This window comes from Mycobacterium sp. (genome assembly GCF_049647605.1).
Taxonomy (GTDB): domain Bacteria; phylum Actinomycetota; class Actinomycetes; order Mycobacteriales; family Mycobacteriaceae; genus Mycobacterium.
This window is the reverse complement of sequence record NZ_JBARXZ010000234.1, coordinates 1-25842: the sequence shown is the minus strand read 5'-3', so window position 1 is coordinate 25842 and position 25842 is coordinate 1. Positions and strand designations below refer to the sequence as shown.

24 protein-coding genes are annotated in these 25842 nt (G+C 65.5%); 1 reads left to right on the top strand and 23 read right to left on the bottom strand.

All coding sequences use genetic code 11. The features are described 5' to 3' along the window. Positions 1-313: 313 nt before the first annotated feature. From murA to fadD1, 17 genes are all read right to left on the bottom strand, one after another. A complete protein-coding gene (gene murA, locus WBB07_RS29270) occupies positions 314-1567 on the bottom strand; it encodes a UDP-N-acetylglucosamine 1-carboxyvinyltransferase (RefSeq protein WP_526313238.1) in 1254 nt (417 codons plus the stop codon). Positions 1568-1800: 233 nt separating this feature from the next. Continuing rightward, on the bottom strand, positions 1801-2232 hold the full coding sequence (locus WBB07_RS29265; RefSeq protein WP_526313248.1) for a DUF2550 family protein: 432 nt from the start codon (positions 2230-2232) through the stop codon (positions 1801-1803). Positions 2233-2253: 21 nt separating this feature from the next. Beyond that, on the bottom strand, positions 2254-2619 hold the full coding sequence (locus WBB07_RS29260; protein WP_526313236.1) for a F0F1 ATP synthase subunit epsilon: 366 nt from the start codon (positions 2617-2619) through the stop codon (positions 2254-2256). A 39-nt stretch (positions 2620-2658) separates the two neighbouring features. Further along, the gene (gene atpD / locus WBB07_RS29255; protein WP_526313234.1) at positions 2659-4089 is read right to left on the bottom strand and encodes a F0F1 ATP synthase subunit beta; all 1431 of its coding nucleotides are present in this window, start codon (positions 4087-4089) and stop codon (positions 2659-2661) included. 39 nt (positions 4090-4128) lie between these two features. After that, positions 4129-5055, bottom strand: coding sequence for a F0F1 ATP synthase subunit gamma (locus WBB07_RS29250; protein WP_526313232.1), 927 nt, complete (start codon positions 5053-5055; stop codon positions 4129-4131). Between the two features lie 40 nt (positions 5056-5095). After that, positions 5096-6745: a F0F1 ATP synthase subunit alpha gene (atpA, locus tag WBB07_RS29245; RefSeq protein WP_526313230.1), complete on the bottom strand. Its 1650-nt coding sequence runs from the start codon at positions 6743-6745 to the stop codon at positions 5096-5098. A gap of 56 nt (positions 6746-6801) precedes the next feature. After that, positions 6802-8139, bottom strand: coding sequence for a F0F1 ATP synthase subunit B/delta (locus WBB07_RS29240; RefSeq protein WP_526313228.1), 1338 nt, complete (start codon positions 8137-8139; stop codon positions 6802-6804). Further along, a complete protein-coding gene (locus WBB07_RS29235) occupies positions 8140-8640 on the bottom strand; it encodes a F0F1 ATP synthase subunit B (protein ID WP_526313227.1) in 501 nt (166 codons plus the stop codon). Between the two features lie 9 nt (positions 8641-8649). Continuing rightward, entirely contained in the window at positions 8650-8904 is a 255-nt protein-coding gene (locus WBB07_RS29230; RefSeq protein WP_526313246.1) for a F0F1 ATP synthase subunit C, read from the bottom strand. 96 nt (positions 8905-9000) lie between these two features. Next, complete coding sequence (atpB, locus tag WBB07_RS29225) at positions 9001-9771, bottom strand: F0F1 ATP synthase subunit A (protein WP_526313225.1); 771 nt, start codon at positions 9769-9771, stop codon at positions 9001-9003. Positions 9772-9781: 10 nt separating this feature from the next. Then, positions 9782-10237 carry an ATP synthase subunit I gene (locus WBB07_RS29220; RefSeq protein ID WP_526313223.1) on the bottom strand — a complete coding sequence of 152 codons (456 nt, stop codon included), beginning with the start codon at positions 10235-10237 and terminating at the stop codon, positions 9782-9784. Between the two features lie 259 nt (positions 10238-10496). Then, entirely contained in the window at positions 10497-11714 is a 1218-nt protein-coding gene (locus WBB07_RS29215) for a glycosyltransferase family 4 protein (protein WP_526313221.1), read from the bottom strand. A 2-nt stretch (positions 11715-11716) separates the two neighbouring features. Continuing rightward, the gene (locus WBB07_RS29210; protein WP_526313219.1) at positions 11717-12370 is read right to left on the bottom strand and encodes an L-threonylcarbamoyladenylate synthase; all 654 of its coding nucleotides are present in this window, start codon (positions 12368-12370) and stop codon (positions 11717-11719) included. Continuing rightward, positions 12367-13266, bottom strand: coding sequence for a peptide chain release factor N(5)-glutamine methyltransferase (prmC, locus tag WBB07_RS29205; RefSeq protein ID WP_526313244.1), 900 nt, complete (start codon positions 13264-13266; stop codon positions 12367-12369). The genes WBB07_RS29210 and prmC overlap by 4 nt, the downstream gene beginning before the upstream one ends. Continuing rightward, a complete protein-coding gene (gene prfA / locus WBB07_RS29200; protein WP_526313217.1) occupies positions 13266-14339 on the bottom strand; it encodes a peptide chain release factor 1 in 1074 nt (357 codons plus the stop codon). Before prfA ends, prmC begins: the two co-directional genes overlap by 1 nt. 99 nt (positions 14340-14438) lie before the next feature. After that, entirely contained in the window at positions 14439-14660 is a 222-nt protein-coding gene (gene rpmE / locus WBB07_RS29195) for a 50S ribosomal protein L31 (protein ID WP_197381860.1), read from the bottom strand. Between the two features lie 166 nt (positions 14661-14826). After that, entirely contained in the window at positions 14827-16413 is a 1587-nt protein-coding gene (gene fadD1, locus WBB07_RS29190; RefSeq protein ID WP_526313215.1) for a fatty-acid--CoA ligase FadD1, read from the bottom strand. Positions 16414-16568: 155 nt separating this feature from the next. On the opposite strand from fadD1, the gene WBB07_RS29185 reads away from it, so the two are divergent. Continuing rightward, on the top strand, positions 16569-17189 hold the full coding sequence (locus tag WBB07_RS29185) for a TetR/AcrR family transcriptional regulator (protein ID WP_526313213.1): 621 nt from the start codon (positions 16569-16571) through the stop codon (positions 17187-17189). A gap of 118 nt (positions 17190-17307) precedes the next feature. Here WBB07_RS29185 and rho read toward each other — a convergent pair whose 3' ends face one another. From rho to argS, 6 genes are all read right to left on the bottom strand, one after another. Next, complete coding sequence (rho, locus tag WBB07_RS29180; RefSeq protein WP_526313242.1) at positions 17308-19281, bottom strand: transcription termination factor Rho; 1974 nt, start codon at positions 19279-19281, stop codon at positions 17308-17310. Positions 19282-19705: 424 nt separating this feature from the next. Beyond that, positions 19706-20668 (bottom strand): homoserine kinase, encoded by a 963-nt coding sequence (gene thrB, locus WBB07_RS29175; protein WP_526313211.1) that lies wholly within the window; start codon positions 20666-20668, stop codon positions 19706-19708. A 4-nt stretch (positions 20669-20672) separates the two neighbouring features. Beyond that, the gene (gene thrC / locus WBB07_RS29170) at positions 20673-21752 is read right to left on the bottom strand and encodes a threonine synthase (RefSeq protein WP_526313209.1); all 1080 of its coding nucleotides are present in this window, start codon (positions 21750-21752) and stop codon (positions 20673-20675) included. Further along, positions 21749-23080: a homoserine dehydrogenase gene (locus WBB07_RS29165; RefSeq protein ID WP_526313207.1), complete on the bottom strand. Its 1332-nt coding sequence runs from the start codon at positions 23078-23080 to the stop codon at positions 21749-21751. Before WBB07_RS29165 ends, thrC begins: the two co-directional genes overlap by 4 nt. An 8-nt stretch (positions 23081-23088) precedes the next feature. Continuing rightward, a complete protein-coding gene (gene lysA, locus WBB07_RS29160; RefSeq protein ID WP_526313240.1) occupies positions 23089-24471 on the bottom strand; it encodes a diaminopimelate decarboxylase in 1383 nt (460 codons plus the stop codon). A gap of 35 nt (positions 24472-24506) precedes the next feature. Further along, the coding region (gene argS, locus WBB07_RS29155) for an arginine--tRNA ligase (protein WP_526313205.1) at positions 24507-25842 on the bottom strand (1336 nt) is incomplete at its 5' end.

Genomic DNA, 25842 nt, shown 5'->3' with positions numbered 1-25842 from the left:
ACAAAAGACACCAAAAACTGGCATCAAAAACCACACCCCACACAGGAAGACGGGAAGTCCCCCACAGGATGTGGCACAACAAACAAAAACCACCAAACACACTATTGAGTTCTCAAACAACAGACTTGCAGTTCGTACTTTGCTTAGCTCTACCCCGTTTTGGGGCAACCTCTCCAGCCTAAACTATCTGGTCGAGCGAGTCAAGCTTTTCTGTCTCACGTCTCCGTGGCGACTTCAAAAGATTAGATCTATCGGTGTTCCGAAGTCAAATCCCCTGGTCAGAGGCCTGGAAGCCTCAAAAACCGGCTTCGAGCTAGGTTACCCGCTCGATCTCCGCCCCCAAACTGACCAGATTCTCGACAAACAGCGGGTAGCCGCGATCGATGTGGAAGACGTCGTGCACCTCGGTATCGCCGTCGGCCACCAACCCGGCGAGCACCAGGCCGGCACCGGCGCGAATATCCGAGGACCACACGGGTGCACTCGACAGCTGCGGAATGCCGCGCACCACGGCATGGTGCCCATCGGTACGAGCATCGGCGCCCAGTCGGATCATCTCCTCGACAAACCGGAACCTCGCCTCGAACACGTTCTCGGTGATCATCGACGTGCCCTCGGCGATTGCCGCCAGCCCGATCGCCATGGGCTGCAGATCCGTCGGGAACCCGGGGAACGGCAGGGTTGCGACATTCACCGCCTTCGGCCGCTCGTACTGGACCACGCGGAACCCGTTGTCGTCCTGGGTCACCGTCGCGCCGACATCGTGCAACTTGTGCAACACGAGCTGCAGATGCGCCGGGTCCACCCCCGTGACCGAGATGTCGCCCCTGGTCATCGCGGCGGCAATCCCCCAGGTGGCGGCAACAATCCGATCGCCGATGACTCGATGTTCGGTCGGATACAGCCTGGGGACGCCAACAACTGTCATCGTCGACGAACCGGCACCCGTGACCTGGGCGCCCATCTGATTCAGCATCGTGCAGAGGTCGACAACATCCGGTTCCCGAGCAGCGTTGTGGATCGTTGTCACACCGTCGGCCAGCACCGCCGCCATCAGGATGTTCTCGGTCGCACCCACCGAGGGGAACTCCAACTGGATCTCCGCTCCGCGGAGTGTGTCGGCATGCGCAACCACGCAACCGTGCTCGATATTGCACGTCGCACCGAGTTGTCGCAGACCGGCCTGGTGCATGTCCAGAGGTCTGGAGCCGATCGCATCACCGCCGGGTAAGGCCACCTTGGCGCGCTTGCATCGCCCCACCAACGGACCGAGGACACACACCGACGCTCGGAACTGCCGAACAGCCGCGAAGTCGGCGTCGTATTTCAGTTCATCGGGCGACGTGATCCGAACCACATCCCCGTCGAGCTCGACCTGCGCGCCGAGACCGCGCAGCACTTCGGCCATCAACGGGACATCGAGAATGTCCGGACAGTTGGAAATCGTTGTCGTGCCCTCGGCCAACAGACTGGCGGCCATCAGCTTGAGCACGCTGTTCTTGGCGCCTCCGACAGCAACTTCGCCGGCCAACCGGTTACCGCCGGTCACAACGAATCGGTCGCTCACGCGGGTCAGTGTAAGCAGGGTCCGACCCGCTGTCAGGCAGCTCGGCCCTCGCGGACCATACCGTTCCGGCCACGTTTTCTGGTTACAGCTGAGCCCATTTCCACAACGGAGCCGACGGGGAGCACAGGTGAGGAGCCGGGCGGGGGCGATTTGTGCCCGAATGTCGCATCCCGGTCTCGCTTCGAGCACCGGTACCGACTGTGATGAAACCGACGCGGCGATCGACAGCCGAATCAGACGGTGCGGCGGCGCGCCCGGGGGTTCGGGCGGGATTCCAGCCAGGACAGGAAAGCCGTCAACGCACCACGGTCCAACGCGATTTCATAACCGCGTCGCCGGTCTGGGGAAGAATCACGCAGTTCCAGGACCACGATCTCTTCGGTCATGATGTCGAACTCGTCACCGCGGGGCCCGCGACGCGACACGATCTCGGTGCCGCGACGGCTCAATCTGCGGTTCGGCCACCATCTCATGCTCGAGAGCTGGTAGAACACTGCTTCGCCGCCGCGGTACCGGATCACGCCATGTCGCCACCCGTGGCCACCGACTGCCGGGATGTCCCGGAGGATTGCGGCGGTACCGCCTTGCCGCAGGTTCCACAGTCGGTAGGCCATCACGGCGACCAACAGCAAAAGCACACCGACGAGCACGACCATGAAGACCATGGACGCGCGCACCGGCTACCCCTAGTCCAGCTGGCCGACGGCGCGCAGGCGCGCTCGTCCTCTGGCCGCTACCTCCGGGTCATCGGACTCCGAGTCGGTCTTGGCTGCGTCCACGTCGATCTCCGACTCGAACTCGGCCGACTCGGCGAGGATGATGACACCCTCATCGGTCACCGAGAGGAAGCCGCCGTCGACGGCGATGCGGAGGTCGGAGTCGCCTTCGCGTTCCACCCGGACCACGGCGTCGTCGACGAGCTGTGCGACCACCGGGATATGCCGCGGCAAGATACCGATCTCACCCGCGGTGGTGCGGGTGAAGACAAACGTCGCCTTACCCGACCAGATCTTGCGCTCAACGGCAACAATGTCGACGTCCAGTTCAGCCACCACACACCACCTTTCGGGCTGTCAACGAATCGGCCATCATCACAGCTTCGAGCCGAGGCTCTCGGCCTTCTTGGCAAGATCGTCGAGCCCACCGATGAGGAAGAACGCCTGCTCGGGAACGTGATCGAAGTCGCCCTTGGTCAGCTTGTCGAAGGCCTCGACAGTCTCCTTCAGCGGCACCGTCGAACCCGGCTGACCGGTGAACTGCTCGGCAGCCATCATGTTCTGGCTCAGGAAGCGCTCGATCCGGCGCGCCCGGTACACCAACTGCTTGTCCTCTTCGGACAGCTCGTCGATACCGAGGATGGCGATGATGTCCTGAAGATCCTTGTAGCGCTGCAGGATCCGGATGACTTCCTGCGCAACACGGTAGTGCTCGTCGCCGACCACGCTGGGGTGCAGAATGGTCGAGCTCGACGCCAGCGGGTCCACCGCCGGGAAGATGCCCTTCGAGAACACCGCACGAGAGAGCTCGGTGGTGGCATCGAGGTGGGCGAACGTGGTCGCCGGCGCCGGGTCGGTGTAGTCGTCGGCGGGCACGTAAACGGCCTGCATCGAGGTGATCGACCGGCCACGAGTCGAGGTGATCCGCTCCTGCAGCTCACCCATCTCGTCCGCCAGGGTGGGCTGGTAACCCACCGCCGACGGCATACGTCCGAGCAGGGTCGAGACCTCGGAACCTGCCTGGGTGAAACGGAAGATGTTGTCGATGAACAGCAGCACGTCCTGGTTCTGCTCATCGCGGAAGTATTCCGCCATGGTCAGCGCGGACAGTGCGACGCGCATACGCGTGCCCGGCGGCTCGTCCATCTGGCCGAACACCAAGGCGGTGTCCTTGAGGACGTTGGCGTCCTCGAGCTCGACCCACAGGTCGTTACCTTCACGGGTCCGCTCACCCACGCCGGCGAACACCGAGGTACCACCGAAGTTACGGGCAATACGGTTGATCATCTCCTGGATGAGCACCGTCTTGCCGACGCCGGCGCCACCGAACAGGGCGATCTTGCCACCGCGGACGTACGGGGTGAGAAGGTCGACGACCTTGAGGCCGGTCTCCAGCATCTCGGTGCGCGGTTCCAGGTCCGCGAAGGCCGGGGGCTTGCGGTGGATCGACCAGTGCTCGAAGTCCTTGGCGTAGCCGGGCTCGTCGAGGCAATCTCCCAGCGCGTTGAAGACGTGACCCTTCACGCCGTCGCCGACGGGCACCGAGATCGAGGCACCGGTGTCGCTGACCTCGACGCCACGGACCAGGCCGTCGGTGGGCTGCATGGAGATGGTGCGCACCAGGTTGTCCCCGAGGTGCTGGGCGACCTCGAGGGTCAGGGTCTTGGCCAGCTCGCTGTAGGTGATCTCAGCGTGCAGCGCGTTGAACAGTTCGGGCACCGAGCCGCGGGGGAACTCGACGTCCACGACGGGGCCGGTGATGCGAACGACGCGCCCGGTGGCGGTCTTTTCGGCGGTGGCAGTCATATCTTCTTCGCTTCCTGGGGTGGCTTTGGGAATGGGTTGCTAGCTCGCGGCGTCGGCCAAAGCATTGGCGCCGCCGACGATCTCGCTGATTTCCTGGGTGATCTGCGCCTGGCGTTCGCGGTTGGCTTCCAGCGTCAGCGCCTTGATCAGGTCATCGGCGTTGTCGCTCGCCGACTTCATGGCGCGACGTCGTGACGCGGACTCCGAAGCAGCCGCCTCCAACAACGCCGCGTACACGCGGGTCGCGACGTAGCGCGGCAGCAGAGCACCAAAAAGCGCCTCTGGATCGGGCTCGAAGGAGAACAGCGTGTGCGGGCCCGTCTCCTCCTCGCCGACGTACTCGACCAGCATCGGGGCGATCCGACGGGCCTCGGCGACCTGCGAGAGCATCGACCGGAACTCCGTGGTGACGATGTGCAGCTCGTCGACGCCCAGGATGCCGTCGGCACCCGCTTCGTCATCGCTGTCGTCGGCGCCGGCCATGAAGGTCGTCACCAGGGTGTCAGCGATCTCCCGGGCGTTGTCGTAGGTGGGATTCTCAGAGAATCCCGTCCACGACTCGGTGACCTGACGCCCACGGAAGCCGTAGTAGCCCAGTGCTTTCCGGCCGACCACGTAGACCACCGGCTGCTTGCCCTCTTCACGCAACAGGGAGAACAGCTCTTCCGCCCGTCGCAGCACGTTCGCGTTGTACGCGCCACACAGGCCGCGGTCCGAGGAGACCACCAGGACGCCGGCGCGCTTGGGGTTCTCCCGCTCCACAAGCAGCGGGTGGTCCAGTGCGCTGGCACCTGCCAGGTTGGTGAGCATGTTGGTGATCTCGTCGGAGTAGGGCCGAGCCGCTTCGACTCGGGCCTGTGCCTTGGCGATCCGGGACGTCGCGATCAGCTCCTGGGCCTTGGTGATCTTCTTGATCGACCCGGCGGAGCGGATGCGCCCGCGTAGCTCACGAAGTGTTGCTGCCATCTGATTCCAGCTCTCTAGTAGATACCTGAGCGATCCGGATCTACTTCTTCTTCGGAGCCGGCTTGCGAACCTTCACCGACTCCTTGCCGACATCATCGGGATCGAGCGCGTCTGCTGCGTTCTCGTTGACCACGACCGAACTTCCGTCGGTGGCCGAGAAGCCCTTCTTGAAATCGTTGATGACCTCGACGAGCTTCGCGTCGTTCTCATCGGAGAGCTTCTTCGTCTCGCGGATCTCGCTCAGGATCCCGTCATGGGAAGCCTTGACGTGCTCGAGGAACTCGGCTTCGAAACGCTGCACATCCTCGACCGGTACCGAGTCCAGGTGTCCCTTGGTACCGAGGAAGATCGCGACGACCTGCTCCTCCACCGACAGCGGGCTGTACTGCGGCTGCTTCAGCAGCTCCACCAGACGGGCACCGCGATCGAGCTGTGCCTTGGAGGCCGCATCCAGGTCCGAAGCGAAGGCCGCGAAGGCCTCCAGCTCGCGGTACTGGGAGAGATCGAGGCGTAGCGAACCGGCAACCTCTTTCATCGCCTTGATCTGCGCGGCGCCACCGACGCGCGACACCGAGACACCGACGTTGATGGCCGGACGCACGCCCTGGTTGAACAGGTCGGACTCCAGGAAGCACTGGCCGTCGGTGATCGAGATGACGTTGGTCGGGATGAACGCCGAGATGTCGTTGGCCTTGGTCTCGATGATCGGCAGGCCCGTCATCGATCCACCGCCGAGCTCTTCAGACAGCTTGGCGCAACGCTCCAGCAGACGCGAGTGCAGGTAGAAGACGTCGCCGGGGAATGCCTCGCGGCCCGGCGGGCGGCGCAGCAGCAGCGAGATCGCGCGGTATGCGTCGGCCTGCTTGGACAGGTCGTCGAACACGATGAGGACGTGCTTGCCGTTGTACATCCAGTGCTGCCCGATGGCAGAGCCGGTGTAGGGGGCCAGCCACTTGAAGCCGGCGGCATCCGACGCCGGTGCAGCGACGATGGTGGTGTACTCCATCGCGCCGCCCTCTTCGAGGGCCCGCTTCACGCTGGCGATCGTGGTGCCCTTCTGGCCGATCGCGACGTACACGCAGCGCACCTGCTGCTTGGGATCGCCGGTCTCCCAGGCTGCACGCTGGTTGAGGATGGTGTCGACGCAGACCGCGGTCTTGCCGGTCTTGCGGTCGCCGATGATCAGCTGACGCTGGCCACGGCCGATCGGGGTCTGGCTGTCGATGGCCTTGATGCCGGTCTGCAGCGGCTCACTCACACCCTGGCGCTGCACCACGGAAGGCGCCTGCAGCTCGAGGGCGCGGCGGGTCTCGGCAACGATGTCGCCCTGGCCGTCGATCGGCTCGCCCAGCGGGTTCACCACACGGCCGAGGAAGCCGTCACCGACGGGTACCGAGAGCACCTCGTTGGTGCGCTTGACCTGCTGGCCCTGTTCGATCTTGGCGAACTCGCCGAGGATCACGGCGCCGACGCTGTGCTCATCGAGGTTGAGCGCCACCCCGAGGACACCACCGGGGAACTCGAGGAGTTCCTGGGTCATGACCGAGGGCAGGCCTTCGACGTGCGCGATGCCGTCACCGGCGTCGACTACGGTGCCGATTTCCTCGCGTTCGGATTCGGCGCTGAAGGAGGAGACGTAGTCCTCGATAGCGCCTTCGATATCAGCAGCTGAGATTGTCAACTCTGCCATGGCTTTTCGTCTTCCTACCTTCTGATTCTGCAAATGTTCTGGGTGCTGGGGGTGCGTCAGTCCGGGAGTCCGCTGCGAGCGGCAGCCAGCCGAGAGGAGATTGATCCGTCGATCACTTCATCGCCGACCGCGATCAGCAGTCCGCCGAGCAGTGCCGGATCGACGTTGAGTTGGATCGACACCGGATGGCTGTAGATCCGACGCAGAACCTCGGACAGCCGGGTGCGCTGCTCGGCGGTCAGGTCGGATGCGGCAGTCACGTGAGCGACCACCTCACCGCGTCGGGCCACCGCGAGTTCAGCCAGATCGCCGACGGCCTCATCGGCGCGTTCGCCGCGGAGGAGCTCAACTGTCTGCGCCAGCAATGCGGCGGCGGTGTCATTGACCTCGCCGGCAGTGCCGAGAACGCTGCGGAGCAGGTCGACTCGACCCTGTGCCGCGGTGTTCTCGTCGCTGAGCAGGCCGCTCAGATTCGGCTGCGCGTCGAGCGCGCGACCGAATCGGAACAGCTGATCTTCGACGGCTTCGCCCTCGTTGTTCTTGTCGGCGCGCACCAGCAGTGCCAGACGTGCGACGTGCTCGAGCGCGTCGACCAGGTTGGCCTCCGACGACCAGCGCTGTGACACCGCTGTTTTCAGCAGATCCAGTGCGGGGCCGTCGATCTTGCCGTCGAACAGCCGCTCCGCCAGACGCACCTTCGGCTTCGGGTCGTCGCTGGGATCGGCCAGATGCTTGCCGAGTGCCTGCTCGGTCAGCAGGACCTTTGCCGTCGCCGTCAGATCATCGGCCAACGTGGTCAGCCCCGCGGTGTCGAGTCCGTCCGAGAGGTCGTCGAACTTCTTGACCACTTCGGCGAGAGCTTCGCGGCTGGCAGAACGCAAGTTCAGCGTTGCGCCGGCCTCGAGCACTGCGGTCGAGGGAGCCATGGATTCGAGTTCCCCGAGGAACCGGTCGACCGTGGAAGCCTGCTGAGCCGGATCCGACACGTACTGCCGGACCAGATCTTCTGCCTTCTGGACGGATTCCGCACCGAGGTCGTGCCGAAGCCCACGGACGGTTTGCTGCCGCAGCAAGTGGACCTGCTGTTCACCTTGGGCCTTGATGCGCTCGGCTTCGGTGGCGGCTTGTTCCTTGAGTTGCGCGGCAAGGCGTTCGGAGTCGGCGCGGGCCTCATCGGCAACCTTCTCCGACTCCGCCTTCGCGTCCGCAACGGCTTTGGCGTGCATGGCGTCGGCGTCGGCCAGCTTCTTGGCGGCCTCCGCACTTTCCGCCAGCGCAGTGCGCACGGCGTCCTGCTGCTTACGCATCAGGTTTCGCACCGGAGGCACCACAAACTTCCCGATGATGAACATGATCACCGCGAAGCCGATCAACTGGCCGATGAATGTCGACATCTAGCGGCTCCCACCTGATTTCACTTCGACGCCGAGGATGCGGCTGGCCAAAGTGGCCGATAGCCCGTTCACCGACGACTGCAGTTCGGACTGAGTTGACGAGCGCTGGACGGACAACTGGTCGTCCGCCTGACGCACCGTCTCGGCGACCGCACCATTGGCCTCGGCACGTTTCTCGTCGATGACCTGGCGGCCGGCTGTGCGCGCGTCGTCACGGATGGCTGATGCCTCCGAGCGCGCACCCGCCATTGCCTCGTCGTAGTCGGCCTGCGCGGCGGCAACCTGCTCCGCCGACTTCCGATTGTCCGCGGCCGTTTTAGCCAGCATGGCCTCGCGGTCGGCGAGAACCTTGCTGACCGGTGGCACAACCCATTTCGCGATCACGCCGAGCGTGATCAGGAAGATGAGCAACACCGCAAAGAAGGTTCCGTTGGGGATCAGGAAGTTACTCTGTCCCCCACCTTCTTCGGCGGCGAGAATGGATACGGTCAGTTCACTCATGCCGTTGGATTACTGCAGGCCCGGAGTAGCGAACACGAACAGCGCCATGAAGGCCAGGTTGATGAAGTACGCGGCCTCAACCAGACCGACGGTGATGAAGAACGGCACGAACAGCCGGCCCTGGGCTTCAGGCTGCCGGGCGATACCGGAGATCAGTGCGTTACCCGCGATACCGTCACCGATACCGGCGCCGATGGCGCCGCCGCCCATGATCAATCCACCGCCGATCAGAGCGCCGGCCGTGATGATGGCGTTTGGATCGATTTCCATTGCTATTTTCCTCCTTGGTAACTGGCGGCATTACCGCCAGAGCTCAGTGGTCGTTCGGTCTTGTGATGGTGCGTCTTCGGTTGTGAGTGCTCAGTGTTCGTCGTGATCGAGTTCCATCGCCTGGCTGAAGTACAAGATCGTCAGCAGCGAGAAGATGAACGCCTGGATGAGGCCGACGAAGAGGTCGAAGGTCTTCCAGATGGCGTTGGGTGCCCACTGGATGTACCAGGGGAACATGGCGATCAGTGCCACCAGGATGCCGCCGGCGAAGATGTTGCCAAAAAGACGGAGAGCCAGCGAGATCGGCTTGGCGATTTCCTCGACGATGTTGATGGGCGCGAGGAAGGCGACGTGCCCCTTGACCACCTTGACCGGGTGGCCGATGACGCCGCGGCGCCAGACACCGGCCGCGTGGTAGCAGATGAACACAAAGAGTGCGAGGGCCAGCACGAAGTTGATGTCCGAGGCCGGGGGCTTGTAGAGCTCACCCGCGGCACCGTCGGCCCCGCCGTACTGCCAGGGCAGAACGGCCAACCAGTTGGAGATCAGGATGAACAGGAAGAGGGAGACCGCCAGCGGCAACACGAAGGGCGCGACCCTCATGCCGATGGCGCCTTCGATCTGACTGCGCATCTGGATGGTGATGGCCTCGACGAACAACTGGACCCCGCTGGGGACACCGGTCGAGGTGACCTTCGTCTTCACGAAGAAGGCCAACCCGATGATGATCAGGGCCGTGATCGCCGTCGCCATGATGGTGTCGCCGTTGAACGTCATCCCAAAAAGCTCGAACACCATGGTGTGGTGCCCAACGTGGATGGCAGCGCCGCCCTCTTCGGCAGCCAGCACTGTCTCTGTCATAGAGGTCAGCTCAACCCTTCGATTCCGATGCATTTACGTCTTCGACATCCAGGCCGTTGGCGCGGATCTTCTTCAGCACGGGGATGCTGGTGCTCATCACCAGCAACGCCTGGAAGATTGCCAGCCCGAGCAGCACTGCGATGCCGCCGTGATTTTTGAAACTGATTGCGATGGCCAGCGCGATGACCGAGATGATCATGAGGCGCATCGCGGAGTTGACCGCCATCTTCTTCTTGAGCGGATGCTCCTCGGCGGTGATCGCTTCTACCGCGCGGCGCACCAGCATGGCGTTGACCAGACCGAGGCCGAGGCCGATCCCGAAGAACACCCCGAACCAGATGGTGCCGACAAAAGCAGCCGCGGTGGTGGCCACTGCGGTGAGCAACAAGCAAACGATGAGTAGGCGAATCGGCCGGAAGGCAACGGAAGGAAACACCAACGGCGCTTCGTGCGCTGGTGTCGTCACTTCTCCACCTCGATCTTCACGGTCGCGAGAGTTATTCCCGATTGGTCCTGTGCCTCGCCCGTCTGAGCGTATCGGAGGGCGGTGGGCGAGCTGGAATCACCCAAGGGGTAGCTCCCTCTTGTCGGTCGATTTCGGCGCCAGTTGGCTGTAAAGCCGCCGGGCCGGGCCGGCAACCCGCGAGGTTTTTCGGGTTCGGCGAGAACCGTACCACATGGTAGGAGCATGAAAACGGGCCCCTACTACAAACCGTCGTACGAGGTCAGCCCGAGCTGTTCTCGCGGCGCCGCACCAAGGGAATGAGGGTGACAATCCCCGCAACGAGGATTGCGCCGAGCATCACCATCCCGGTGTGGCGCGGATCGAAGAATGTCGTACTCGCCGCGCCGAATGCCACGATGCCCACCCACAAGTAGATGAGCAACACCACCCGGCGATGTGAATGGCCGATCTGCAGGAGTCGGTGATGCAGGTGCATCTTGTCGGGACTGAACGGCGACCGTCCGGCCCGGGTACGACGGATGATCGCCAGCAGGGTGTCCACCGCGGGCACCAACATCACCGCGACGACAAGCAGGAACGGCGACAGCAGTACAAAAACGTCGCGGGCTCCGTACGCGTTCTGCGAGATCGGGCCGGCCGCTGTTGTCGATGCGGCGGCCAGCATCAGCCCGATCAGCATCGAACCCGAGTCGCCCATGAAGATCTTGGCGCGGTGGAAGTTGTGCGGCAGGAACCCCAAACAGGCTCCGGCCAGCACTACCGAGATCACCGCCGGCGGGTAGAACAGCACGTCCCCGCCGTGGTCGCGGAGCAGGCCGACGGAGAAGACGCAGATGGCCATCGCGGTGATGAGCCCGAGGCCGGCAGCCAGACCGTCGAGGCCGTCGATGAAGTTCATCGCGTTGACGATCGAGACCGTCAACGCCAGGGTCAGCAGGATCGAAGCGGTCTGGTCCAAAACGATCGTCCCTACCCCGCCGATTGGGATGTAGAGGACGCTCCAGGCCACCCCCATGGTGACCAGGACACTTGCCGCGGTGATCTGGCCGGCGAATTTTGTCAGGGCATCCAGCCCCCACCGGTCGTCGATCAACCCGATCGCCATGATCAGTCCCCCGGCGACGAGGACCGCCGGCAGCCCGGTCGAGTAGACAAATCCCCGGGTCAGTGCCGGTAGTTGCGAGGCGAGGAACACGGCCGCGACGACACCCACGTACATCGCCAGGCCGCCCATCCGCGGCGTGGGTTTAACGTGGACGTCCCGTTCCCGCGGGTAGGCGACGGCGCCGATGCGGGTGGCCAGCTTGCTGACCGCTCCGGTGGCGAAGTAGGTGATGATCGCGGCGGTGAGGCCGACCAGAACCAGCTCGCGCAGCGGGACGCCGGCGCCACGGTCGGACAGGGCCAGCAGCTGCGTGGAGAACTCCGAAGAGACACCACCGGCAGCGCGCGACACCGGATCAACCGTACTGGACACCTTCAGTCGATCAGCGTCGTCGGATTGAGCCCCAACACTTCGCCGATCCGGTCGGCCGAGACCGGGCCGGTCCGCAGGATCTTCGGGGATACGCCGGTGAGGTCGACGATCGTCGATGCCATCTGTTGTTTGGCCGGTCCGCCGTCGAGATACACCTCGACCTGTTCGGCCAGTTGGTCACGGGCGTCGTCGACGGTGAGTGCAGGCGGACGGCCGGAGATGTTGGCACTCGAGACCGCCATCGGGCCGACTTCGCGCAGCACGTCGATGGCCACCGGGTGCATGGGCATGCGCAGCATCACGGTGCCGCCGGCGTCCCCGAGATCCCAGGACAACGACGGCGCCTGCCGCACCACCAGGCTCAGGGCACCCGGCCAGAAGGCGCGGATCAGTTCCCGTGCGGTGTTGGGAACGGTGTAGACCAGCCCGTCGATCGTGTTCCAGGAGCCCACCAGCACGGGCACCGGCATATCGCGGCCGCGCCCTTTTGCGGCCAGCAGCGCTGCCACAGCAGATGAGTCGAAGGCATCGGCCCCGAGACCGTAGACGGTGTCGGTGGGCAGCACGACGAGCCGCCCACCTTTGGCAGCGCTGACTGCCGAGGCGATTCCCGTGGTGCGCTGCTCCGGGTCCGCGCAATCGAACACTGTGCTCATCGGGGGCCCTTCTGGTTCATGGGTGCCATTTCATCCGTGCGGACGGCGGTCACAAAACGCGGACGGCCGGCCAGGTCGCGGCGCGGTTCGACGTCGCGGAACAGCCCGGTTCCGGTGACGAGGCCGACGGTCGCGGCCGAGGTGGTGTCATCGTGCTCGATGGCCAGGCGCCCACCGGGACGCAGCCACCGCCCGGCCAGACCGACGATGGCGGCGATCACCGACATACCGTCGACGCCGCCGAACAGGGCATGGTGCGGATCATGGTCGGCGACTTCGGGTTCCAGGTCGGCCCCATCAGGAATGTACGGCGGATTGGACACCAGCAGATCTACCCGGCCGTCCAGGTCGGCCAGGAGATCGGCGGTGGTGACGTCGGCTTCCACCAGGCGGACCGCAGTTCCCTGCGCATTTTGGGCCGCGTAGCGCAGCGCCACCGGATCGTCGTCGACGGCGATCACCTGCGCATCCGGGCGATGACGGGCCAACGAGACCGCCAGGGCGCCCGATCCGGTACACAGGTCGACGATCAGCGGTGAATCCGAAAAGCCGTCCAGCCCGAGCACCGTGGTGGCCCATTCGAACATCGCCTCGGTCTCGGGGCGCGGGATGAAGACGCCGGGGCCGACGTGCAGGGTCAACGGCCCGAAGGGTGCCGTCCCGGTGAGGTGCTGTTGCGGGATTCGCCGGGCTCGTGCGGCGATGAGCTCCCGGTAGCGCGCGTCGAAGTCAGGTGCCGTGGTGTCCAGGAACCGCAGCCGGCCTCGGTCGACCGCGAGGACGTGAGCCGCCAGTTGCTCGGCTTCGGTCTCGGCTGACGGGATTCCCGCGGCAGCGAGGCTCTCGGCGGCGGCGAGGATCGCGGCGCGCAGTCCCCCACCGGCCCGCGTCTGCATCACGCCTGCGCCAGGCGCGCCTGCTTGTCGGCGGCCGCCAACGCATCGAACAGCGGGTCGAGTTCGCCGTCGAGTACCTGGTCGAGGTTGTGGGACTTGAAATTGATCCGGTGATCGGCGATCCGATTCTCCGGGTAGTTGTAGGTCCGGATCCGCTCGCTGCGGTCGACGGTGCGGATCTGGCTGGCCCGGTCCGCGGACGCGTCGGCCTGGGCCTGTTCCTCTTTGAGCAACTGCAGCCGCGCGGCCAGCACCTGCATGGCACGTGCCTTGTTCTGCAGCTGTGATCGCTCGTTCTGGCAGGTCACGACGATGCCGGTGGGCAGATGGGTGATCCGGACCGCGGAGTCGGTGGTATTGACGCCCTGCCCGCCCTTCCCTGAGCTCCGGTACACATCGATGCGCAGATCGGATTCGTCGATCTGGACCTGCTCGACTTCCTCGGGTTCGGGGTAAACCAGGACGCCGGCGGCGGACGTGTGCACCCGGCCTTGCGATTCGGTGACCGGCACGCGCTGCACGCGGTGTACGCCACCTTCGAATTTGAGCCGGGACCAGACCCCGTCGAGGGAGTCCCCCTTGCTCGTGATCGACAGGGTCGCGTCCTTGTATCCGCCCAGATCCGACGTCGTCTCCCCCAGCATCGTCACCGACCAGCCGTGTCGTTCGGCGTAGCGGATGTACATGCGGGCCAGGTCGGCGGCGAACAGTGCCGATTCCTCACCGCCCTCGCCGGACTTCACCTCGAGCACGATGTCATCGGGGTCGTGCGGGTCGCGGGGTGCCAATTGATCGGTGAGTTGGGTGTCCAACTCGGCGACGCGGGCCTCCAGGTCGACGACCTCGTCGGCGAAGGAGTTGTCCTCGGCGGCCAGCTCTCGCGCGGCGTCGAGGTCGCCCCGGGCGGTCTCGAGCTTGCGGTGGGTGGCCACGATCGGCGCCAATTGGGCAAAGCGGCGGCCGACGCGGCGAGCGTTGACCGCATCGGAGTGCAACTCGGGGTCGGCGAGCTGACGTTCGAGATCAGCATGCTCAGCGAGCAGCGCGTCGACTGCGTTTGCGCTGTGCGTCATGCCTCATCTACCTCGTTGATTGATCGAACCCGCCGAAAAGACAAACCGACGCCCGCCTGTCCTTTGCGATGACAACAGTGCGGGCGCCGGTCTGGTGAGCTACTTGTCGGCGGTCTTGCGCTTGCCGTAGCGGGCCTCGAAGCGGGCCACGCGGCCGCCGCTGTCGAGAATCTTCTGCTTGCCGGTGTAGAACGGGTGGCACTGCGAGCAGACCTCGACGACGATGTTGCCGCTGTCCTTGGTGCTGCGGGTGGTGAAGCTGTTGCCACAACCGCAGACCACGTTGGTCTCTTTGTAGGCAGGATGAATGCCGGATTTCATAGTGTCCTCTTCAATGTGTTGGCCGCCGGGTCGCCCACCCTAGAAGTCTCTAGTAAAACCTGGCTGACGGGCGTGAACCGGAACCTGAGGTGGTCGACGGTCGATTATGCCAGGTCGGCCGTCACTGTCCCAAAACGCACGCTCGGCGCTGTGAATTCCCGTGGCGTCATCCGGCCCGATACTCCCGGGAGCGTGCGCCCCGGACCCACCGCAGCCCACCGGGCGGTGTCTGGCCGTGGGCCACGAGTTGGCGTTTGAGCACCTTGTTGGTGGCGGTGGCGGGCAGTTCGTCGGTGACCCACACGTACCGCGGCCAGGCTTTCGGCGACAGGTCCGCCTGGCTGGACAGGAAGGCACCGAACGCTGCCGGGGTCAGTTCGGCGGGTCCGGTCTCCGGCTCGCGCAGCACGATGGCCGCCATCACCTGATCTCCGACCTGCTCGTCGGGGACCGCATACACCGCCACCTGCGCCAGCTCGGGCAGCCGCATCAGGATCCGTTCGATGGGCACGGCCGTCATGTTCTCGCCGTCGACCCGCATCCAGTCCGCGGTGCGGCCGGCCAGGTAGATCCAGCCGTCGGCGTCACGGTAGGCGAGGTCACCGGACCAGTACATGCCGTGGCGCAGCCTGTCCTCGGTGGAGTTTCGGTCGTTGTAGTACCCCTGGAACAGCCCCGCCCCGGAGGTGTTGACCAGCTCTCCGATCGCCGTGTCGCCGTTGAGCAGCGCTCCATTGGCGTCGAATTCGGCGATCGCACACTCGGTGAGGGTGTTGGCGTCGTAGACGGCAACACCGGGGAATCCCTTGCCCACCGAGCCGGGCGGACAGTGTTCCTCACGGGTGACGATGATGGCGCCCTCGGTCGAGCCGAAGCCGTCCCACACGGAGCAGTCGAAGCGCCGGCTGAACTCGGCGATGTCACGGTCGCCGGCTTCATTGCCGAACGCCACCCGCAGCGGGTTGTCGGCATCGTCGACGCGCTCCGGGGTGGCCAGCACATACGCCAGCGGTTTGCCGACGTAATTCATATAGGTGGCGCCGTAACGCCGCAGGTCATCGACCAGCCCGGATGCCGAGAAAGCCGCCGGGACCATCGCCGCCCCGGAGCAGACGGACACACTCCACCCGGCGAGCAGCGCATTGGAATGGAACAGCGGCATCGACAGGTAGCACACGTCATCGCGAGTCATCTGGAATCGCTGCACCAGGGCGGATCCCGCGAACAGCACCGTCATGTGCGCCATCTGCACGGCCTTCGGGTCGCCACTGGTGCCGGAGGTGAAGATCATCATGAAGGTGTCCCCGGCGCCGACCTCGCGATTTGGCGTCAGCGCCGCCGCGCCACGCAGCAACGCGCCCCAGTCCGCGGTGGTGGTGTCGAAGATCCGCACACCTGGTAGCTCCAGCCCGGTCAGCAGTTCCCGATGCGCGGCGTCGGTGAGCAGGATCTGACAGTCCGACCGCAGGATGTCGCCGGCGAGGGCGGCACCGCGGCGGGTGTTGTTGATACCGCACAGCACGTAGCCGCCCAGCGCCGCGGCGGCCATGGCGGTCAACATGTCGGGGGTGTTGCCCAACAGGGCTCCGACGTGCAGCGGCCGGGTGGGGTCGGCGATGCCCAGCAGGGCCGCCGCCTGGGTTTCGGCATCGGCGAGGTGTTCCTGCCAGCTCCACTGACGGTCACCGAATCGGACCGCGACCGAGGTGTCGTCACGTCGTTCCCGCAAGAGCTGCTGGACGGTTTCGGCCACTGATCAACAACCGCCTTTTTGTTGACACCCGAGTGAACAGATTGAGGGATCTGTCTATCGTCACCGTTGCATATCTCCACCGGTCCGGAGGCATTTTCTGCCAAGATATTGAGCAACAACCAGGAAATATCGAGAGATTCGAGGAATCGGCAACGGTGACCGCAAGTACAGACACGCAGGCGCGAACCCCCCGAACCACCGGCGGATCTGTCCGCGACCGGTTGATCGACGCCGCTGAAACGTGCCTGCACAACAAGGGAATCCGAGCGACCACCGTGTCCCAAGTCGCCGAGGCTGCCGGCGTATCCCGAGGCTGGCTGTATCGGCACTTCCCCGACAAGGCCACCCTGCTGGGCGCCGCGATCGTCCGGCTCAATGACGCGTACTGGGGTGAATCCCACGCCGTCCTGGCCGAAGTCGAAGGGCTCGCCGAGCAGATCGCGGCGGGCGTCGAACTGGGCCGCCGCGCCTACGACTCCCCCGGTGCGCTGCTGATGAAGCTGCGCCGCGACGAACCCGAGGAGTTCAGCGCCTGCGCGGGCGCCGGCGTCCAGGGTCTGGTGCCCGACCTCGGCGCGTTCTGGACCCCGTACCTGAAGGCCGCCCAAGAGCGCGGCGAAATCAGCGTCCAAGACCTCGACGAGGCCGCCGAATGGGTGGCGCGCACCCTGCTCACCATTGCGACCGTGCCGGGAAACACCTTGGACCCCGACGATTCGGCCGCGGTGCTGGCCTACCTGAACCGCTACGTCATGCCCGGCTTGCACCAGAGCTGACTTGACGACGGCTCAAAGCCGCATCGCACAACAACTTTCATTTCCCAGCCACACCGCAGTCACCAAAAAGAAACCCCCACCTCCGAGTCGGAGATGGGGGTTCCTTGTGGTGCACGGCCTAGTCGTTGTCGTCCATGTTGTTGGGCGCGGTCTTGGAGACCTGAACCAGGAACTCGTAGTTCGTCTTCGTCTTCCGCAACTGACTCATCAGCAGATCGATGGCCTGATGGGAATCCAGTCCCGACAGCACCCGACGCAGCTTGTGCACGACCGCGAACTCGTCCGTCGAGAGCAGCAGCTCGTCCTTGCGGGTACCGGACGGGTTGACGTCCACGGCCGGGAACACCCGACGCTCGGAGATCTTGCGATCGAGCTTGAGCTCGGCATTGCCGGTGCCCTTGAACTCTTCGAAGATCACCGTGTCACCGGTGGAACCGGTCTCGACCATCGCCGTGGCGATGATGGTCAGCGAGCCACCGTGCTCGATGTTGCGGGCGGCGCCGAGGAAACGCTTCGGCGGGTACAGCGCCGTGGAATCCACACCACCGGACAAAATACGGCCCGACGCCGGCGACGCGTTGTTGTAAGCGCGGCCCAGGCGGGTGATCGAGTCCAGCAGCACCACAACATCCTTGCCCTGCTCGACCAGGCGCTTGGCCCGCTCGATCGCCAGTTCGGCGGCCTGAGTGTGGTCCGACGGCGGCCGGTCGAAGGTCGAGGCGATGACCTCACCCTTGACCGAGCGCTGCATATCGGTCACCTCTTCGGGACGCTCGTCGACAAGGACGACCATGAGGTGGCATTCCGGGTTGTTGCGGGTGATCGCGTTGGCGATGTCCTGCATGATCGTGGTCTTACCGGCCTTGGGCGGGGACACGATCAGCGCCCGCTGCCCCTTACCGATCGGCATGATCAGATCGATGACACGCGTCGTCAGCTTGTCCGGCGTGGTCTCGAGGCGCAGGCGCTGGTTCGGGTACAGCGGCGTGAGCTTGCCGAATTCGGGCCGATTCTTCGCCGATTCGACCGGGCCGCCGTTGACACTGTCCAGGCGGACCAACGGGTTGAACTTCTGCCGCGGATTCTGGCCGCCGCTGTCGCCCTCGCGAGGGACGCGCACCGCACCGGTCACGGCATCGCCGCGCCGCAGCCCGTTCTTGCGCACCATGTTCATCGACACGTAGACGTCGTTGGGTCCCGCCAGGTATCCGGAGGTGCGGACAAACGCGTAGTTGTCCAGCACATCGAGAATGCCGGCCACCGGCTGGACGACATCGTCGTCGCGCAGTTCGGTGTCGCCACCGCCGCCTTCGCCGCCACCACTGCGCTCACCGCGACGCTTCCGATCACGGAAGCGCCGGCCGCGGCGCCCCTGGCGGCCGTCGCCGTCGTCGTCATCGTTGTCGTTGTCGTTGCCGCGGCTGTCGCTGGAACGGTTCTCGCTGTTGCGGTTGTCGTTGCCGCGGTTGCTGTCGTTGTTGCGGTTGTCGTTACCGCGGTTGTTGTCGTTGTTGCGGTTGTCGTTGTTGCGGTTACCGCGGTTGTTCTCGTTGCGGTTGTTGCGATTCGACTGGTCACCCTGGCGCTCGGAGCGGCCCTGCTGGTCGCCACGATCCTGCTTGGGCGCCTCCTGGGCGCTGTCGTTCTTGGTCTCCGGCTTGGCTTCGGCCGACCGGTTGTCGGCGCCCCGGTTGCCGGAGGTGGTCGACTCGGCGTTGGCATCGGCGTCCGACTTCGTGTCCCGACGGGGCCGGTCATCCTGCTTGGGCTGGTCGGCCTGTTTGGGCTGGTCGGCCTGCGGATCGTCGAGCGTGGGCTGATCGGCGGCGCTGGAGGCACCGGCCCGGCGCGACGAGCCGCGACGCTCACGGCGACGCGGCTCAGCCGGCGCCTCCGGAGTCGTGGCCACGGCTTCAGCGGCCGGAGCAGCCGATCCGCTGTTGCGGTCGACGCTGGGTTCAGCACGATTGGGCTCGGAGGCAGCGCCGGCCTGACGCTCGCGAATCGCGGCGATCAGATCGCCTTTACGCATGCCCGACGTGCCCTTCACACCGACCTTGCCGGCCAGTGCACGTAGTTCCGGCAGCACCATCGAGGTCAGAGAGCTTCCCGATTTATCTGCGGCTTCCGCTGATCTGCGGGTCGCCGAGACGCCGGAGGCCACGGTCGGCAGCTCTGCCTGAGAATCGCTGTCAGCCGTGATGAGGTCCGTATCAGTCACGGATTTCCTTTCTTCCCCCACAGCGTGTCGTGCGGGGGTTTAGCTGCACCCAGCAAACACTGAGCGCCAAGTCCCACCGTCGGCTCTGCAACGGCGATCGCCGAGATTCGCGACGAATGGCGAACCGTCAGTCCACGAGTTGATCACGAGAAAGGTGGTGGTCGTCCTAAGGTCGGCGCAGAAGATGCTGCGATTGCCGGGACGGCACCGAGGATAACCCGCATTCTTGGCGGAAGCAAGAACGTCGCGCCGGTACGTCCACACTACCTCGTGACGCTGCACCGTGGGCGCCGCATCAGGCGCGCGCCGCGACCCCTGATCGCCAGCGAACTCCTTCGCCCACCGGCATCCCACTGACGGTGAATCCATGGGCGATGCCGTACTCGTGAGCCTCCGCGGGCAACTCCGGCGACGTGCTCAGCGCCAAAACAGCAGGTCCGGCACCAGAGAGCACCGCTGCCACTCCACAACGTCGCAACAACTGCAGGTATTCCGCCGACGCGGGCATCGCCGCGGCACGCTGCGGCTGATGCAGCACATCCTCGGTGGCGGCCATCAACAGGTCGGGCCGCTCGGTCAGAGCCACCACCAGCAGCGCAGCCCGACTCAGGTTGAACCGGGCGTCGCGATGGCTGACCTGTTCGGGCAGCAACACCCGGGTTTCGGCCGTCGACGACCGAACCTGCGGGATCGCCGGGAAGAGGTGGATGTCGGGATGCAACCGGATCGCAGCCGCCGCGTAGCCGGGTCGGCCACCGTCGGTATCGGTCCCGGACGCATCGTCGGTCCAGGAAACAATGGCGCCGCCGAGCACCGCCGCCGCCGCATTGTCCGGATGCCCTTCGAAGTCCGACGACAGCTGGATCAGCCGACGTTCATCCAGGGTGGGCATATTCGCCTGCACCGCAAGGCCGTTGACGACCGCCAGACCGCCGACTACCGCAGCAGCCGAGGAACCCAGGCCCCGAGAGTGCGGAATCATGTTGCGGCACCGCACAACCAGACCCGGAGCTCGCAACCCCACCTCGGCCAATCCACGTTCGATCGCCCTGACCACCAGATGGTCCGAGGTCAACGGAACCTGTCCGAAACCTTCACCCTCGACCTCGACCACAAGGCCGGATTCTGTTGTCTCGACCAGGATTTCGTCGTACAAGCCAATGGCCACACCAAGGCTGTCGAATCCCGGCCCCAGGTTGGCACTGGACGCGGCGACGGTGGCGCTGGCGGTCAGGCCGGCGGGCAGAACCTGCGTCATGGGATCAGCTCAGACCCAACTGGGCGACAACGGCAACCGGGTCCACCGGCAGCGCGGTGACGGTGGGCATACCCCGCAGCGCCGTGTCGGGATCCTTGAGTCCATTTCCGGTCACGGTGCACACCACCGTGGAGCCGCGCTTGACCCAGCCGTCTTCGCAAGCCTTCAGCAGACCCGCGATGCTGGCTGCCGATGCGGGTTCGACGAACACCCCTTCGCTGCTGGCGACCAAGCGGTAGGCAGCCAGGATCTCGTCATCGGTGGCCGCGAGAAAGCGCCCGTTCGACTCCTGCTGGGCGGCAACGGCTCCGCTCCACGAGGCGGGTGCACCGATGCGGATGGCGGTGGCGATGGTCTCAGGATTCTTGACGGGTTCACCGGAAACCAGCGGCGCCGCGCCGGCAGCCTGGGTGCCGAGCATCCGCGGGAGCTTGTCGGCAAGACCGTCGCGGTGGTACTCGCGGTAGCCACGCCAGTAGGCGGTGATGTTGCCGGCGTTACCGACCGGGAGCGAATGGACGTCCGGCGCGTAGCCCAGGGCGTCGACGATCTCGAAGGCCGCCGTCTTCTGCCCCTCGATCCGGACCGGGTTGACACTGTTGACCAACGCGATGGTCGGGAAGTCCGCCGTCAGTTTGCGGGCCAGTTCCAGACAGTCGTCGAAGTTGCCGTCGATCTGAATGATCTTGGCGCCGTGCATCACTGCCTGCGCCAGCTTGCCCATGGCGATCTTGCCCTGCGGGATCAGCACCGCACAGGTGATGCCCGCACGGGCCGCATATGCCGCCGCCGAGGCCGAGGTGTTACCGGTCGAGGCGCACAGCACCGCCTTCTGCCCGCGCGCCACTGCGTCGGTGACCGCCATCGTCATTCCACGGTCTTTGAAGGATCCGGTGGGGTTGAGCCCTTCGACCTTCAAATGCACTGTGCAGCCGGTGTGTTCACTGAGCCGGGTGGCATGGATCAGCGGGGTGCCGCCCTCCAGGAGCGTCACCGCGGTCCAGTCGTCACCGATCGGGAGCCGGGAGCGGTAGGCCTCGATCAGCCCGGGCCACGGCTTGTGAGTGGGTGTGCCGTCGGTCATTCGCCGGCTCCTTCCATACGCAGGACGCTGGCGACGCTGGACACCACGTCGAGATCCTTGAGTGCGGCAATGGTGTCCGACAGTGCGGCGTCGGTGGCCTGATGGGTGAGTACCGCGATCCGGGCGCCGACACGCTGGCCGCCCTCGTCGACGATGCCCTCCTGGCGGACCTCGGCGATGCTGACCTCACGTTTGGCGAATTCGGCCGCCACCGAGGACAACACCCCGGGGCGGTCGGCGACGTACATGCTGACGTAGTACCGGGTCGGGATCACCCCGATGGACGCGATGGGCAGCTTCGCGTACTTCGACTCGCGGGGCCCGCGGCCACCCTGCACCCGGTTGCGTGCCGCCATCACCAGGTCACCCATGACCGCGGACGCGGTCGGGGCACCGCCGGCGCCCTGGCCGTAGAACATCAGCCGACCGGCCGCCTCGGCTTCGACGACCACCGCGTTGAACGCGCCGCTCACCGAGGCCAGCGGGTGGTCCAGCGGCACCAGCGCGGGATACACCCGGGCCGAAACACGTTGCTTCCCCTTGCCGCTGGTGAGCCGTTCGCAGATCGCGAGTAGCTTGATCGTGCAGCCGAGCGCCTTGGCCGACTCGAAATCCTCCGCGGTCACCTCGGTGATGCCCTCGCGGTACACATCGTCGGAGGTGACGCGCGTGTGGAAGGCGATCGACGCCAGGATCGCGGCCTTGGCGGCAGCGTCGTAACCCTCGACATCGGCAGTCGGATCAGCTTCGGCGTAGCCGAGCGCACTGGCGTCGGCCAGGGCGCTGTCGTAGCTGGCGCCGGTGTCGTTCATCGCGGACAGGATGTAGTTGGTGGTGCCGTTGACGATGCCCGCCACCCGCAGCACCGTGTCGCCGGCCAGCGACTGGGTCAGCGGCCGGATCACCGGGATCGCACCGGCGACCGCCGCTTCGAAATACAGGTCGACGCGCGCCTTTTCAGCGGCCTGGGCCAACTCGCCGGTGGACTGCGCCATCAGTGCTTTGTTGGCGGTGATGACGGACTTGCCCCGCTCCAGCGCGGTCAGGATCGCCTTGCGGGCGGGTTCGACCGGCCCCATCACCTCGACGACGATGTCGACGTCCTCGCGGGCCACCAGCCCTTCGATGTCCTCGGTGAGCAGCTCGACGGGCACGCCGCGGTCGTCGGCGACCCGGCGCACTCCGATCCCGCGCAACACCAGCGGGGCTCCGATGCGGGCGGCCAGGTCCTCGGCGCTGTCCCCGAGGATGCGCACCACCTCGCTACCGACATTACCCAGCCCCAGAACCGCTATGCCTACCGGCTTTTCTGCTTTTGTCTCGTTCACCACGTGCTCTACCCCTTCACTTCCAAACTCAGTAGATCCTCGACCGTCTCCCGCCGCAGGATCAGGCGTGATCGCCCGTCGCGCACGGCCACCACAGCGGGGCGGCCCAGGAGGTTGTACCGGCTCGACATGGAATAGCAATAGGCCCCGGTAGCCGCGACAGCCATCAGGTCCCCCGGTGCCACGTCCTCGGACACCCAGGTGTCGCGGACGATGATGTCGCCGGTTTCGCAGTGCTTTCCGACGATGCGCGCCAACGTCGGCGCCGCCTCGCTGGTCCGGGACACCAACCGGATGTCGTACTCGGCGCCGTACAACGCCGGGCGGATGTTGTCACTCATCCCGCCGTCGACGCTGACGTAGAGTCGGTGAGCGGTCTGGCTGACAGCCACGTCTTTGACCGTTCCCACCTCGTAGAGCGTGATGGTGCCGGGGCCGGCGATGGCGCGTCCAGGTTCGACGACCAGCTTGGGCGTGGGCAATCCCACGGCAGCCGACTCGTCGGCCACGATGGCTTTCAGCTTGCCGGCCAGCTCCTCCATCGGCGGCGGATCATCCTGCGGCACATAGGAAATGCCGAGTCCACCGCCGAGATCCACGATCGAGATCTGTGAGGTCTTCTCGACGCCGAACTCGGCGACGACATCACGGAGCAGGCCCAGAACCCGGTGTGCTGCGATCTCGAAACCGGCGACGTCGAAGATCTGAGAGCCGATGTGGCTGTGCAGGCCGACCAGTCGCAGGTTGTCGGTCTCGAAGACCCGCCGCACCCCGGCCAACGCCGCCCCGGACGCCAGTGACAGGCCGAACTTCTGATCTTCGTGCGCGGTCGAGATGAACTCGTGGGTGTGGGCTTCGACCCCGACGGTGACGCGCACCAGCACGTCCTGGACGATTCCGGCTTCGCCGGCGATCGCGTCCAAGCGGTCGATCTCGATCATCGAGTCGACGACGACGTCTCCGACGCCGGCCTTGACCGCGTCGGTCAGCTCGGCCACCGATTTGTTGTTGCCGTGCAGCGCGATGCGCTCCGGCGGAAAGCCGGCGTTCAGCGCGACCGCGAGCTCTCCCCCGCTGCAGACGTCGAGTCCCAAACCTTCCTGGTCCACCCAGCGGGCGATCTCGGTGCACAGGAACGCTTTTGATGCGTAGCGCACGTACTCGCCACCGCCGAAGGCCTCGGAGATGTTGCGGCAGCGGAACCGGAAATCGTCCTCGTCGATCACGAACAGCGGGGTGCCGTACTCGGCGGCCAGCTGCGAGACGGACAATCCCGCGATGCTGACTTCGCCGTCATCACCGCGGGACAGGTTGCGGGGCCACACATTGGTCGCCAGCCGCAGCACCTCCTGCGGGGTCTGCGGTTTCGCCGGTGCGCCGGCGTGATGGATCTCTTCGGCGTGCCGGGGTCCGGCCGGGTGGACGTTCACATGCGCTCCGGGGCAGTGACTCCGAGGATGGCCAGACCGTTGGCGATCACCTGGCGGGTCGCCTGGCACAACGCCAACCGGGCCTGATTGAGGCTGTCGGCGGCCTCATCTCCTTGCGGCAACACCCGGCAGGCGTCGTAGAACCGGTGGTAGTCACCGGCCAGATCCTCCAGGTAGCGGCAGACCCGGTGCGGTTCACGCAGGTTCGCGGCTGTCTTGAGCACCCGCGGGAACTCACCGATGCTGCGGATCAGGGTGCCCTCTTTGTCGTGCGAGAGCAGCTCCAGATGCTCGGTGCTGGCGATCAGGCCCAGCTCGGCGGCGTTACGGGCCAGCGCGGAGAGCCGGGCGTGCGCGTACTGCACGTAGTAGACCGGGTTTTCGCTCGACGCCGAGGACCACAGTTCCAGATCGATGTCGATCGGGGTGTCCACCGACGACCGGGTCAGCGAGTACCGCGCCGCGTCGACGCCGAGCGCGTCCACCAGGTCATCGAGGGTGATGACGGTGCCGGCCCGCTTACTCATCCGCACGGGCTGGCCGTCGCGCACCAGATTGACCATCTGGCCGATCAACACCTCGACGGTGTTCGGGTCGTCGCCGAGGGCCGCCGCGGCGGCCTTGAGCCGGGCGATGTAGCCGTGATGGTCAGCGCCCAGCATGTAGATGCACAGGTCGAAGCCGCGTTGCCGCTTGTCCAGGTAGTAGGCCAGGTCGCCGGCCACGTAGGCGGGCTGGCCGTCGCTCTTGATGACGACACGGTCCTTGTCGTCACCGAACTCGGTGGTGCGCAACCAGGTTGCGCCGTCTTTTTCGTAGATGTTGCCGTTGGTGCGCAGCTGGGTGATGGCCTCGGTGACGCGGCCGGAGGTGTGCATCGAGTCTTCGTGGGTGAAGACGTCGAAATCGGTGCCGAACTGGTGCAGCGATTCCTTGATGTGGGTGAACATCAGGTCGACGCCGATCGACCGGAAGGTCTCCTGCTGCTGATCGGCGGGCAGGCTCAACGCCTCGGGGGCCTGTTCGAGCACCTTGGCCGCGATATCGGCGATGTAGGTGCCGGCGTAGCCGTCCTCCGGGGCGGGCTGACCGGTGGCCGCGGCCACCAGGGACCGGGCGAACCGGTCGATCTGGGCGCCGTGGTCGTTGAAGTAGTACTCGCGGGTGACGGCGGCACCTTGGGTGGCCAGCAGCCGGCCCAGTGCATCGCCGACGGCGGCCCAGCGGGTGCCGCCGATGTGGATCGGCCCGGTCGGGTTCGCCGAGACGAACTCCAGGTTGACGTTCAGACCGCCGAGGTCCTCAGAATTGCCGTAGGCAGCGCCGGCGTCG